This window comes from Granulicatella sp. (genome assembly GCF_057274575.1).
The window spans coordinates 1-12683 of record NZ_DBHISP010000023.1 but is presented as its reverse complement, the minus strand read 5'-3'; the positions used below and the strand labels follow the sequence as shown (position 1 = coordinate 12683).

Genomic DNA, 12683 nt, shown 5'->3' with positions numbered 1-12683 from the left:
CGGGGGACCCTCGTTCAAACTTAAAACGTGTGTTAAATGAAATGAAAGAATTAGGGTTCTCAAACTTCAACTTAGGACCAGAGCCAGAGTTTTTCTTATTCAAATTGGACGAAAATGGTGAACCAACCCTTGAAGGAAATGACCAAGGAAGCTACTTCGACTTAGCGCCAATCGACCTTGGAGAAGAATGCCGTCGTGAAATCGTTCTTGAATTAGAAAAGATCGGCTTCGATATTGAAGCAAGTCACCATGAAGTAGCACCAGGCCAACACGAAATCGACTGGAAATACTCTGATGCCGTTGCAGCTTGTGACAATATTCAAACATTCAAACTAGTAGTAAAAACTATTGCCCGTAAACATGGATTGCATGCAACATTTATGCCGAAACCAGTATTCGGAATTGCCGGAAGTGGAATGCACTTCAACTTATCATTATTTGATAAAGATGGAAAGAATGCGTTCTTTGACGAAAATGGAGAGCAACGTCTAAGTGACACTTGCCGTCACTTTATCGCTGGAGTGATGAGACATGCCAAAGCTCTAACTGCGGTATGTAACCCAACCGTAAACTCGTACAAACGTTTAGTTCCAGGTTACGAAGCTCCTGTATATATTGCGTGGTCGGCACGTAACCGTTCGCCGCTTATCCGTATTCCAGAATCTCGTGGAATTTCAACACGTATTGAATTGCGTAGTGTAGACCCATCAGCGAACCCATATTTAGCAATGGCTGCGATTTTAACAGCGGGTCTTGAAGGGGTTAAAGAAAAAATGGAAGTTCCTGCTCCAGTAGATCGCAACATCTATGCAATGTCTGCTAGTGAACGCAAGGAAGCAGGGATTGATGATTTACCAGGAACATTGAACGAAGCGATTGAATACTTGAAACAAGACAAAACCGTTCAATCAGCATTAGGAAGTCATATTTTAGACAACTTTATCGAAGCGAAACGTTTCGAATGGGCTGCATATCGTAGTCAAGTATCTCAATGGGAATTAGATCAATACTTAAAGCTATTCTAAAAGATTAAATCAAAGGGCGTATCATCGTGATGCGCTCTTTTTTGTGCAAAAAGCAAATTGTAACATATAAGTTACGTAACTTATATGTTACAATTCGGTTTTTGATACAGATATCTTTGCCCAACACCGCTTTCCATTGATACGTAAGCTTTTTCTTTATTAAAGTTTTGACATATTTTGCTGAAAATGTAATACTGGTAAGGAAATAAAAAAAGGAAAGAGAGTGTTGACATGTATATAAAAGATATGTCGAATTCGTTAAAAGAGTATCATGCTTTTATGGAAACTCAAGCCAATAGAACGGTTTTTCAAACGCCTGAATGGGGCGAAGTGAAGGCAGATGGCTCATGGACAAAAGATGTATTACTTGTCATGTCGGATACTCATGAACCTGTTGCAGCTGCAATGATTCTTTACCGTAAGTTACCCGGAGTGAATAAGTATTTAGCGTACGCGCCTCGTGGAATCGTAACGGATTATACAAATGCAGAACAATTAAAATCGGTCTTTGCGACTTTAAAAGTGTATTTAAAAACTAAAAATGCATTTGGATTAAAGATTGACCCAGAGCTACAATGGCGTGAATGGACTAACAAGTTCGAAATAGTCGAAGGTGGATTCAACAATGAAGAGTTTCGCAATAACATTTTAGCGTCTGGTTTTGTCGAACGCCCCATGGATTTAGGGTTCGACGGGATTCAACCGCGTTTAACAATGATTTTATCATTGAAAGATGAAGGAAAAGGCATCGTTGAAACGTTCAATAAGAAAGAACGTTATAAAGTGAATGTAGCCAAAAAACAAGGGGTCGTTTGCTACAAAGGAACTCTTGAAGATATGCCGATTTATGATGAATTGAACAAAATTACGGCTGAACGTGATCAATATGTAGCACGTAGTATCGAGTATTTAACAACAATGTACCAACACCTTCACCCTAAAGGTATGGTGGATTTATACTTTGCCAAAGTAGACTATAATGTCCAATTATCATTTGCGACAAATCGCTTAGAAACAGCGCAAAAAGAGTTCGATAAGTTAACAGGACAATTGGGAACCCTTAATAATCCTAAGCGAATTGAAACTGTTCAAAAACAAATCTACTCTCTAAAAGTGAATATTGAAAAATACGAAAAAGAAATTGAACGTGTGAAAGGCGACTTAGAAGAGTATCCGGAAGGAAAAGTGGTTAGTGGAGCTTTTGTAGTGACGTACCTGGATAAAGCGTACTACTTATACGGGGCTAATATTACTGACGATGGTGGATTGAATGCGAACAAAGCGCTTGTATCGTGGATTATGCAAAATCTCTATGATGAAAAAGGCATTCGCTCATTTGACTTCTTTGGAGTTTCGGAAGACCAAGAACATCATCGCGGTATTAACGGATTTAAGCAATCGTTTGATCCTGAGTTAGTCGAATATATCGGTGAGTTTGATATGCCAATCTCTAAGTTCTGGTTTGAAGTGTTCCATACTTGGGCGCCCAAAGCAGTCAGCTTAAAGAACAAATTATTAGTAAGACGTAAAAAATAGTAAAAAGGCTGGAAGAAGTTTCCGGCCTTTTTTAGAAAAGATTGAAAGGAGAATGGAATGCAGAAAAGTAGTCATTTAAGAAAACTAGTTTTTATCGCATTATTAACTGCTCAAGGAATTGTCTTAGGGTTGTTGGAACAAGCCATTCCGTTTCCTTTTGCGTTTGCACCAGGGGCTAAGTTGGGATTGGCGAATATAGTAACTTTAATTAGTTTATATACTTTATCGTTTAAAGAGGTCGTCTTTGTCATTGTGATGAAAACGTTGCTGACAACCGTTCTTGGAGGGACTTTTTCTACTTTTCTATATAGTGGTATGGGTGCCCTTGTCAGCTTTATCGGAATGTATCTTGTGAAGCAGCTTGGTGAAAAGCGGGTCAGCATGATTGGAGTGAGTGCTACTGGTGGAATTCTGCACAATGTAGGGCAATTGATGGTAGCAAGTTGGATGGCTAAATCGTGGACGGTGCTCTTATATTTACCAGCAATGTCAATCGTTGGAATCTTTGCAGGAATAGCTGTTGGGGTAGCCGCAAATTACGCGTTGGCTCATATTAAAATTCTTAAATATTTTCTAAAAAATAGAAGGGTTCCTTCGTGAAGAAAAAGACAATCCTATGGACAAAAGCGCAATAATAGCCTATACTACTAAAGTGATAAAGCTCAAGGGGGATTTACAATGACAAAAGCAAACATTGTAGTTATCGGTGCCGGGTTTGCCGGAGTAGCCGCTACAAAAACATTGTCGCATAAGTTGAAAAAGAATAAAGATGTTACGATTACATTGATTGATAAACATCCTTACTTAACTTATATGACGGAATTACATGAAGTTGCTGGGGGACGTGTTGAACCAGATGCGATTCAATACAACTTACAAAAGATTTTTGCTCGTTCAAAAAATGTAAACTTAGTAACAGATACAGTTACGAACTTAGATAAAGAAAACAAAGTAGTTCACACAAAACATGGTGAATTCTCTTATGATTATTTAGTGCTTGGAATGGGTGGGGAAGCAAATGACTTCGGCGTTCCAGGGGTTAAAGAAAATGGATTTACGTTATGGTCAATGGAAGATGCTGTTAAAATGCGTAAACACATTCTTAACTGTGTTGAAAAAGCAGCTAAAGAACATGACCCTCAAAAACGTAAAGCGTTATTAACGTTTGCGGTTTGTGGTGCCGGATTTACTGGGGTTGAACTAGTCGGTGAATTAATGGACTGGATTCCAGTGTTAGCACATGAATACAATTTAGATAAAGAAGATTTTGATTTATATATTATTGAAGCCGTTCCAACCATCTTAAACATGTTAGATGCAAGAGATGCGGATAAAGCAGAAGCGTTTATGGTAAAACGCGGCATCAAAGTGATTAAAGGGAACGGAATTTCTGAAGTGAAGCAAAATAGCATTCGCTTAGCAGATGGTACGGTTATTCCAACTTACTCACTATTCTGGACAGCAGGCGTTAAAGCTAACACTGAAGCAGAAGTGTTTGGGTTTAAAGCGGCAAGAGCTGGACGTTTAGTCGTTAATGAGAACATGTTAATTGATGGCGAAACAGATATTTTTGCTGTTGGAGACTTAGCGTACTATGAAGAACCAGATAAAGAAAACCGCCCACATCCACAAATTGTACAAGCGGCTGAACAAACTGGTAAAACAGCAGCGAAAAATATTATCGCTTCTATCAACAATACTTCAAAAGTTGCTTACAAAGGAAAATACGATGGATTCATGGTTTCTATTGGGTCACACTACGGCGTAGCATTCTTGATGGGTAAATGGCACTTAAGTGGATTTTTCGCAATGTTGATGAAGCATTTAGTGAATATTAAATATTTTCTTGAGATTTTCTCTTTATACTATGCAATTCAATATGTATTCCATGAATTCTTCCATATTAAAAACCGTCGTAATATTTTCCGTGGACACCTATCACGCTATGGTAATGTATTATGGTCAGTGCCACTTCGATTATTCTATGGTGGTATGTGGACAATTGAAGGGTTGAAGAAAATCTTTGGTTTATGGGGAGCTCATAGCTGGATTGATGGAACTCATTTAGCATTCCCATTCCCTTGGTTGTTAGAACCAACTTCTGCTGCAAGTGGAGCAACTGAAGCTGTTTCAGCTGCAAGTGGTGCTACAGAAACAGCAGCACAAACAGCTACTCAAGTCGTTTCATTCGGTTTCAACTATTCATATGGGGAACAACCAGCGATGGTATTAGAAAAGATGCCAGATTGGTTTGCTTCAATCATGCAAATTATGATTCCTAATGTTGAAGTTGCGCATTTAATGCAAAAAGTAATGTCATTTGTAGAGTTAGCAATCGGTCTTGCTATTATGGCTGGTTTCTTAACATGGATTGTCAACGCAGTGACAATCGGTTTAGTCGCAACATTCTGCTTATCAGGAATGTTCTACTGGGTAAACATGTGGTTTGTTCCTGCTGCAATTGCATTAATGAACGGCTCAGGTCGCGCGTTTGGTTTAGACTACTACTTCATTCCTTGGTTCCAAAGAACAGCTGGGAAATGGTGGTATGGTAAATCGAAAGCAATCTATGGCTTCGATAAGCAAGGAACCCAACTTGTAAAATAGGATATGGTATAATGAGGTCGACAATTTTTGTCGGCTTCTTTTTTTAAAAGTCGATATGAAGGAGAAAATATATGACGGCTGTACATCCAATGTGGATGAATTATCCAGAACTTCACGAAGAACTAAAACAAGTAAAAAAAATAATGAGAGATTCCATTCAAATAGAGAATAAGGCCATTAAGGATGCAATTTTATCAGTCCTTGATTCTGGAGGGAAAATGGTTCGTCCTGCATATTTGATTCTATTCTCTATGTGGAATGACAATAGAAATAAAGAAGAAGTTCATGCTGTCGCGGCTGCTCTGGAGTTATTACATGTGGCAACATTATTCCATGATGATGTGATAGATGAATCTAGCGTTCGAAGAGGTCAAGAGACGATTAGTGCAAAATTGGGGAATCGAGTAGCCATTTATGCAGGGGATTATTTATTGACGGTTTGTTATCAACTGTTATCTTCCTATAGCAAAGATTTAGTGAATATCCAAATTCCCACACGTGGAATGATGCAAGTAATTCAAGGGGAACTGTCTCAAATGGAAGAACGTTATCGTTTAGACGTGACGGTACAAGACTATCTGAAGAGAATTGAAGGGAAAACAGCGCAACTTTTTATGTTAAGTTGTATGATGGGAGAACAATTTTCACTTTTGAAAGAAGAAGCAAGAGCAAGGCAAATTGGCCATGCGATAGGAATGTCTTTCCAAATTTTAGATGATATCTTAGATTATGAAATTGATGCTCATCAATTTGGGAAACCGGTATTAGAGGATGTAGCTCAAGGGGTGTATACTTTACCGCTCATTATAGCTTTTCCTAAAAAAGAGAAGGAATTTCGTTCACTTCTTGAGAAAAAAGAACGTATCTCTGATGGAGAAAGAAAAAAAGTGCAACAACTGGTATTAAAATCTGGTGGAGTAGAGTCTGCTAAAGTATTAGCTAAAAAATATACGGATCGAGCTTTGCAACAAATTGAACGACTGCCAGAGAAGAATGTAAAATCGATGTTGTATGATATCACAAGCCGTTTATTGCAGCGAGAATATTAATAACTATTCATTCACAAAGAAAGGTATTTTCGTTTCAGAAACACCTTTTTCACTTTATTCCTTTAAGTAAAAAGAAGAACAAAATTCCAGAGAAAACTAGACTTTTGCCCGTGATATGCTATAATAGATGTTACGAAATATAAAACATAGAGAAGGATGGTAAAAACCATGACTATCAAAAAATCTTTATCTGCAACCGTAGTATTATTATCATCAGTGTTTGTTTTAGCAGCATGTGGCGGAAACAGCAAAACAGATTCAAGCAAAACAACAACACAAGCAGCTACAACACAAACTGCAACAACACAAGCGGCAGCACAAAAATCTGATGCAGCTTTAAAAGATGGTACTTATAAATTAGTATCAGCTGCTGACAAACGTGGTTGGCATGTTGAATTTACGATTACTGTTGAAGGTGGAAAAATCACTAAATCTGATTATGACAACTTAAACGATAAAGGTGAACGTAAATCAGCAGATGCTGCATACGAAAAATCAATGAAAGATAAAGTGGGTACTGGACCGGCTGAATACTTTAAAGCATACAATGAAGGCCTTGTTGCAAAACAAAATCCTAAAGATGTTGAAGTAGTAGCAGGAGCAACCAATGCACATACTTCATTTGTGGAATATGCAAACAAATTAATTGAAGCTGCTAAAAAAGGCGATACTACTGAAATTAAAGTAGAAGCACCAAAAAACTAATGGATTACAAGTTAAGACTGTGAACTCCTGTACTTTTCGTGCAGGAGTTTTTAGTTTATTGATTAGAAATCTTGTGAGGATATACTGGCGTAAAGTTTAGTTTTTTATGAAAAATGCGATATAATACATAGGATGAATGAGAAGGAGAGTGTTATGAGAAAAAAGTGGATGACATGGGGGCTAATGGCAGTGATGGGGACATCCGTCTTAGCTGCTTGCCAGAATCAATCGAATAATGAAGCCGACACAGTTTCGGGGGCGTCAATTAAAACTCCAAGAGAAATCATTAAATCTCCGGTGAAAAAGACAGATTTCTTATTAGGAACGGCTGTATCATTATCCGTCTATCATCCTAATTCAGAGGCTCTAATCGAGAGTGCTTTGGAGATGATTAAAGATTTAGAAAAGAGAATTACCGTGAACGCTTCTGGCTCTGAAGTGGATGAAGTAAACATTGCTGCAGGAGAAAAGCCTGTAAAGGTCAGCTCAGATGTTTATGAGCTCATTAAATTAGGATTGGAATATAGTGCGGAATTTAACGGTGCATTTGATATTACTGTGGGACCATTAACCGCGTTGTGGCATATCGGGTTTGATGATGCCAAAAAACCTACTCAAGAAGAAATTGATGCAGTCCTATCCCTTGTCGATTATAAGGAAGTAGAGCTAAATGATGCTGAACAAACGGTGTTCTTGAAGAAAAAAGGAATGAAGTTGGATTTAGGCGGGATTGCAAAAGGATATATTGCCGATAAGGTTTGGGATTATTTTGCTAAAGAAGGTGTAACCACGGCCGTTATCGATTTAGGTGGAAATATTGTTGTTATGGGAGGTTCCCCTGCAAGAAATGGTGTTGCTTGGAATGTAGGGATTCAAGATCCGGTAGAACCTCGTGGGACAACTTTAGGGACGATTTTAGAAAAAGATAAAACGATTGTCACTTCAGGAATCTATGAACGATACTTAAAAGTGGACAATCAAGTTTATCATCATATTCTAAATCCAAAAACAGGATATCCATATGAGAATAATATCGAAGGAGTGTCGGTGATTGTAAATCGTTCGACTAAAGGAGATGCTTTATCGACTTCGATGTTTTCTGTAGGGGTAAAAGAAGGTCTGGAATATGCAAATAGCCATAAAGATGTGGATGTCATTTTTGTGACAAAGGATAAAAAGGTCTATGTATCCGATTCGATTAAAGAGACTTTCAAACTAACAAACGGAGCACTTGAGTTGAAGGAGTCTATAGAATGATGTCAAAAAAAGAATTTATTGAATTAGTGGAATTACGAACGAAATTGGCTAGCGTTTGCCCATTTTTAACTGCTTTATGCTATTCTTTTATATTATTTAAAGAAATTAACCTTCTTAACATGAGCCTCTTCTTTATTGGAATGTTGTCATTTGATATGGCTACGACTGTTATGAATAATTTGATGGACTATGTTAAAGCAAAAAACTCCGATTACCGTGATTATCATAATGTGATTGGAACAAGTAGTATAACGGTGAAAAAAGCGTGGCAAGTATTTGGGATTCTGTTTGCAGTAGCTACAGTTTTTGGAATCGTGCTTGTAGCGCGCACGAATATTCTTCTCTTAATGGTCGGTGCACTTTGTTTCTTTATCGGTGTGTTCTATACATTTGGCCCGATTCCGATTTCTCGGATGCCTCTTGGTGAAGTGTTGTCAGGCTTCACGATGGGATTTGGGATTTTTTGGATAACTGTATTTTTAAATGTGCCAGAAGGAACTATTTTTGCAGGCGTGCAGTTAGACGGAAGTATTTTAACGATGCAACTGGATATCGTTGCTCAGTTAAAGGTGTTTCTATTATCACTGCCACTTGTTTGTACGATTGCCAATATCATGTTAAGCAATAACATCTGTGATTTAGAAACGGATATTACCAACCACCGTTATACACTGGTTTACTATATTGGAAAGAAACAAGCTTTAGTAGTGTATCAAATGCTTTATGCAGTTGCGTTGGGGGCGATTCTACTAGCTGTATTGTTAGGAGTTGCGCCATCTATCCTACTTGGTGTTCTTGTAGTCGGAATTCCTATTTATAAACATATTCAGCAGTTCAAAGCTGTACAAGATAAGAAAACAACCTTTGCTTTAGCCATTAAAAATATGGTAATGATTCATTCTTTGCAAATTATTCTGCTTCTTGTAGCAATATTACTAGGCTACTAGTATTGACTTGACAAAATTTCACTGTTTCCTTATGATTAAATAGATATGGATTTATAGAAAGTAGTGAAAATATGGCTCAGAAAAAAGCGGCGTTAGCTTGTAGCGTATGTGGTTCAAGAAACTACACCATTACGCTTGGACAAAATCGACGAGTAGAACGTCTAGAAATTAAAAAATTCTGCAAGTATTGCAACAAACAAACACTACATCGCGAAACAAAATAAAAGGAAGAGGAGATTCGGAATGCGTTTTTTATCAAATGTTTTTAAAGAGATGAAAAAAGTAACATGGCCAACAGGTAAAGAAGTAAACAAATACACTATTACAGTAATTATTACTGTATTAGTAGCATTAGGTTTTTTTGCTGTGGTGGACTATGGGGTTCATCAACTCATTACATTCCTTTTAAAATAATAGTACTTTATAGTGATTAGTGATATACTAAAAGCAGTTGAAAAAACCTTCGTCTTGAAGGTTTTTTTATATGGAAAAATGTTGTTGATTCTTTAAGGAGGAGTATTAATGGAAAAAGAATGGTATGTATTACACACTTATTCAGGATATGAAAACAAAGTAAAATCAAATCTTTTATCACGTATCCAAAGCATGGGGATGGAAGAAAATATTTTTCGCGTCATCGTTCCTGAAGAAGAGGAAGTTGAAGTAAAAGATGGTAAAACAAAAACAACGGTGGAAAAAACTTTCCCTGGTTATGTATTAGTAGAAATGGTCATGTCTGACCAAGCTTGGTATGTAGTTCGTAACACTCCTGGTGTAACAGGTTTCGTTGGTTCGCACGGCGCGGGTTCAAAACCTTCTCCATTATTACCTGAAGAAGTAGAAGCAATCTTAGGACGTATCGGTGAAAAAGTACATGCTCCAGTTGATTTACATGTATCTGTTGGAGACTACGTTATCATCACTGAAGGTGCCTTCAACGATATGAGCGGTAAAGTAGTAGAACTTGACCACGAAAAACAAAAAATTAAAGTGGCGATTGAAATGTTCGGTCGTGAAACCATTGCAGATTTAGACTTCCACCAAGTGAAAGAAGATGACTCTTATTAACATGTATCCTACAATGTTAGAACGTTTTATTCGATATGCGAAAATCAATACGCGTAGTGACTTGAAATCAACTAGCATCCCTACGACGAAGAGTCAATGGGAATTCTTAGAGATGCTTCGTGATGAATTAGTGGGGTATGGCTTTACAAAAGTAGAACTCGATCCAGAGGATAGCTACTTAGTCGCACTACTCCCAAGTAACTTAGAAGAAGGAAGTATGGCTCCTGCGATTGGGTTTATCGCCCACGTCGACACCGCGGATTTCAACGCTGAAAATATCAATCCACAAATTCACGAGAATTATAATGGTGAAGATGTGGTTCTAAACGCCGAGAAAAAATTGGTGATGACGGTCAGCGAGTTTCCTAATTTGAAGAATTATATCGGTGAAACGTTAATCACAACTGACGGAACGACATTACTTGGTGCAGATGATAAGGCAGGGCTCGTTTCGATATTAGAAGCATGCTTGTACTTAATGGCGCATCCAGAAATTCCGCATGGCGATATTTGGTTAGCATTTGGGCCTGACGAAGAAATTGGAAAAGGCGCACACCGTTTCAAAGCAGAAAGAATGCCTGCAAAATTTGCCTACACTTTAGATAGTGGAGTGGTAGGGAAGTTAGAATATGAAACGTTTAATGCAGCTCGTGCAGTGGTGACAATTCACGGGACAAGTGTCCACCCAGGACAAGCTAAAAATGTCATGGTGAATGCTTTGGCGGAAGCGGCAAAACTATTTACACGCATACCAGTAGATGAAGTGCCTGAACGTACGAGTGGGTACGAAGGATACTTCATGCTATCGAAACAATCAGGCGATATCGGTAAGGTTGAATTGGAATATATTATTCGTGATCACTCGATGGAGAAATTCGAAGAGAGAAAAGCACAGTTTCAAGCAATCGTCGATGCACAAAATTCAACATATGATGTGCCTCGTATCGAATGCACGATTTACGATGAGTACTATAATATGTATGAAATCCTAAAAGGCGATATGACTTCGGTTGAAGTGGCAATTGAGGCTTATAAAGAATGTGGCATCACGCCAGATATTCAACCATTCCGTGGAGGAACAGATGGATGTATTATTACCTATAAAGGAATTCCAACTCCGAACTTATTTACCGGAGCAGAGAACCTACATGGTCAATACGAATTCGTAACTCTCGAAAGCATGCAAAAAGCAAGTGATGTTGTGTTGAAAATCATTGAATTAGTACAAAATAAAAAGGTCGGGTAATTACTCGGCCTTATTTTTATAGATTTTGATTATCATTAAAGTAAGATAAAAAAGATAAGGAATACATTGTCATATATTATAATGCATTACAAATACTTAGAATATTAATAAGACAAGTTATTCGAAAGTAGGTTTAAAAAGATTTTGAACAACAGAATAGGGAGATGTTTAGGATGAAAAAAGTAATGATTATTATTAATCCAACTTCTGGTGGAGAAAAAGCTTTGGATTATAAAGAAAAAATTGAAAACAAAGCGAGAGAATATTTTGATGTTGTTGAAACTAGAATAACCGAGAAAGCAAAAGACGCAACTATTTTTGCTGAAGAAGCCGTTAAAGAAAAAGTGGAAGCTGTAGTAGTGTTTGGTGGTGACGGTACCGTTAATGAAGTGATTTCAGGAATAGCTGAAAAAGAATATATTCCTAAACTAGGGATTATCCCAGGTGGGACAGGTAATTTAATTACAAAATTACTAGAAATCAGTCAAGATATTGATCAAGCAATAGAAGAACTCGATTTCAACAATACAAACGCTATTGATATTGGGAAAGCCAACAATCATTACTTCGGATATATTTTTAGTGTAGGATCGCTGCCAGAAGCCATTCACAATGTTGAGATTGAAGATAAGACAAAATATGGTGTTCTAGCCTATGCTATTAATACGATGAAATCAGTGATAAAAGATGAAGTGTTTACAATTCATATTGAAACTGAGAGTGGAAACTATCACGGAGAAGCTAGCCAAGTCCTTGTTCTATTGTCTAATTATTATGCCGACAAGAAAATGTTTGATGAAAACAAGGATGGCTATGCTAATATATTGATTCTTAAAGATGCTTCTATCTTCTCAAAACTATCACTCATTCCTAATATATTAAAAGGGGATGTGGTTGAAAATGAAAATATCGAATATATTAAAGCAAAAGATATAAAAATTTCATCGGATTCCAAACTAGAGTCTGACGTTGATGGCGATCAATCAGACGATCTTCCAGTTGAGATTAAAATTTTTGGAAATCACGTTTCAGTTTACTCAGATCCAAAAGAGTAGAGTGATTAATAGTACGGAAATAATAAAAAGCGTTCAAGAAGATTCGTTTGACCTCTTCTTGAACGCTATTTTAATAGATGCCGAAAACAGGGCTCGAACCTGCGACCTACGCGTTACGAGTGCGTTGCTCTGCCAACTGAGCTATTTCGGCTGATGTACTTTTTATTATACGAGCCTCAAAAAAGAAA

Annotated in this window: 13 protein-coding genes and 1 tRNA gene; 13 read left to right on the top strand and 1 reads right to left on the bottom strand. The window is 37.5% G+C overall.

Annotated elements, in window-relative coordinates:
* The 13 genes from glnA to ACO5V7_RS08260 form a co-directional block, all read left to right on the top strand.
* The coding region (gene glnA, locus ACO5V7_RS08320) for a type I glutamate--ammonia ligase (RefSeq protein ID WP_485485803.1) at positions 1-1025 on the top strand (1025 nt) is incomplete at its 5' end.
* Positions 1026-1271: 246 nt separating this feature from the next.
* Positions 1272-2561 carry a lipid II:glycine glycyltransferase FemX gene (locus ACO5V7_RS08315; protein WP_485485802.1) on the top strand — a complete coding sequence of 430 codons (1290 nt, stop codon included), beginning with the start codon at positions 1272-1274 and terminating at the stop codon, positions 2559-2561.
* A 57-nt stretch (positions 2562-2618) separates the two neighbouring features.
* Positions 2619-3161, top strand: a complete 543-nt coding sequence (locus ACO5V7_RS08310) for a Gx transporter family protein (protein ID WP_485485801.1) — start codon at positions 2619-2621, stop codon at positions 3159-3161.
* A gap of 78 nt (positions 3162-3239) precedes the next feature.
* The gene (locus tag ACO5V7_RS08305; protein WP_485485800.1) at positions 3240-5168 is read left to right on the top strand and encodes an NAD(P)/FAD-dependent oxidoreductase; all 1929 of its coding nucleotides are present in this window, start codon (positions 3240-3242) and stop codon (positions 5166-5168) included.
* Positions 5169-5239: 71 nt separating this feature from the next.
* Entirely contained in the window at positions 5240-6217 is a 978-nt protein-coding gene (locus ACO5V7_RS08300) for a polyprenyl synthetase family protein (RefSeq protein WP_485485799.1), read from the top strand.
* A gap of 168 nt (positions 6218-6385) precedes the next feature.
* Positions 6386-6922: an FMN-binding protein gene (locus ACO5V7_RS08295; protein ID WP_485485798.1), complete on the top strand. Its 537-nt coding sequence runs from the start codon at positions 6386-6388 to the stop codon at positions 6920-6922.
* Positions 6923-7075: 153 nt separating this feature from the next.
* Positions 7076-8179: an FAD:protein FMN transferase gene (locus ACO5V7_RS08290; protein WP_485485797.1), complete on the top strand. Its 1104-nt coding sequence runs from the start codon at positions 7076-7078 to the stop codon at positions 8177-8179.
* Positions 8176-9126, top strand: a complete 951-nt coding sequence (locus ACO5V7_RS08285; RefSeq protein WP_485485796.1) for a 1,4-dihydroxy-2-naphthoate polyprenyltransferase — start codon at positions 8176-8178, stop codon at positions 9124-9126. Before ACO5V7_RS08290 ends, ACO5V7_RS08285 begins: the two co-directional genes overlap by 4 nt.
* Before the next feature lie 71 nt (positions 9127-9197).
* Entirely contained in the window at positions 9198-9350 is a 153-nt protein-coding gene (rpmG, locus tag ACO5V7_RS08280) for a 50S ribosomal protein L33 (protein ID WP_005606057.1), read from the top strand.
* Positions 9351-9369: 19 nt separating this feature from the next.
* The gene (gene secE, locus ACO5V7_RS08275) at positions 9370-9540 is read left to right on the top strand and encodes a preprotein translocase subunit SecE (protein ID WP_298648307.1); all 171 of its coding nucleotides are present in this window, start codon (positions 9370-9372) and stop codon (positions 9538-9540) included.
* A gap of 108 nt (positions 9541-9648) precedes the next feature.
* Positions 9649-10194, top strand: coding sequence for a transcription termination/antitermination protein NusG (gene nusG, locus ACO5V7_RS08270; RefSeq protein WP_485485795.1), 546 nt, complete (start codon positions 9649-9651; stop codon positions 10192-10194).
* A 13-nt stretch (positions 10195-10207) separates the two neighbouring features.
* Entirely contained in the window at positions 10208-11440 is a 1233-nt protein-coding gene (gene pepT / locus ACO5V7_RS08265) for a peptidase T (protein WP_485485794.1), read from the top strand.
* A gap of 173 nt (positions 11441-11613) precedes the next feature.
* Entirely contained in the window at positions 11614-12495 is an 882-nt protein-coding gene (locus ACO5V7_RS08260; protein ID WP_485485793.1) for a diacylglycerol/lipid kinase family protein, read from the top strand.
* Positions 12496-12573: 78 nt separating this feature from the next.
* On the opposite strand, the gene ACO5V7_RS08255 is transcribed toward ACO5V7_RS08260, so the two are convergent.
* Positions 12574-12646 (bottom strand) — tRNA-Thr (locus tag ACO5V7_RS08255).
* Positions 12647-12683 lie beyond the last annotated feature (37 nt).

Excerpts from the sequence above, each read along its gene's own strand:
- ACO5V7_RS08315 (WP_485485802.1), top strand. The coding sequence starts at position 1,272 with ATGTCGAATTCGTTAAAAGAGTATCATGCTTTTATGGAAACTCAAGCC.
- ACO5V7_RS08310 (WP_485485801.1), top strand. The coding sequence starts at position 2,619 with ATGCAGAAAAGTAGTCATTTAAGAAAACTAGTTTTTATCGCATTATTA.
- ACO5V7_RS08305 (WP_485485800.1), top strand. The coding sequence starts at position 3,240 with ATGACAAAAGCAAACATTGTAGTTATCGGTGCCGGGTTTGCCGGAGTA.
- ACO5V7_RS08300 (WP_485485799.1), top strand. The coding sequence starts at position 5,240 with ATGACGGCTGTACATCCAATGTGGATGAATTATCCAGAACTTCACGAA.
- ACO5V7_RS08295 (WP_485485798.1), top strand. The coding sequence starts at position 6,386 with ATGACTATCAAAAAATCTTTATCTGCAACCGTAGTATTATTATCATCA.
- ACO5V7_RS08290 (WP_485485797.1), top strand. The coding sequence starts at position 7,076 with ATGAGAAAAAAGTGGATGACATGGGGGCTAATGGCAGTGATGGGGACA.
- ACO5V7_RS08285 (WP_485485796.1), top strand. The coding sequence starts at position 8,176 with ATGATGTCAAAAAAAGAATTTATTGAATTAGTGGAATTACGAACGAAA.
- rpmG (WP_005606057.1), top strand. The coding sequence starts at position 9,198 with ATGGCTCAGAAAAAAGCGGCGTTAGCTTGTAGCGTATGTGGTTCAAGA.
- secE (WP_298648307.1), top strand. The coding sequence starts at position 9,370 with ATGCGTTTTTTATCAAATGTTTTTAAAGAGATGAAAAAAGTAACATGG.
- nusG (WP_485485795.1), top strand. The coding sequence starts at position 9,649 with ATGGAAAAAGAATGGTATGTATTACACACTTATTCAGGATATGAAAAC.
- pepT (WP_485485794.1), top strand. The coding sequence starts at position 10,208 with ATGTTAGAACGTTTTATTCGATATGCGAAAATCAATACGCGTAGTGAC.
- ACO5V7_RS08260 (WP_485485793.1), top strand. The coding sequence starts at position 11,614 with ATGAAAAAAGTAATGATTATTATTAATCCAACTTCTGGTGGAGAAAAA.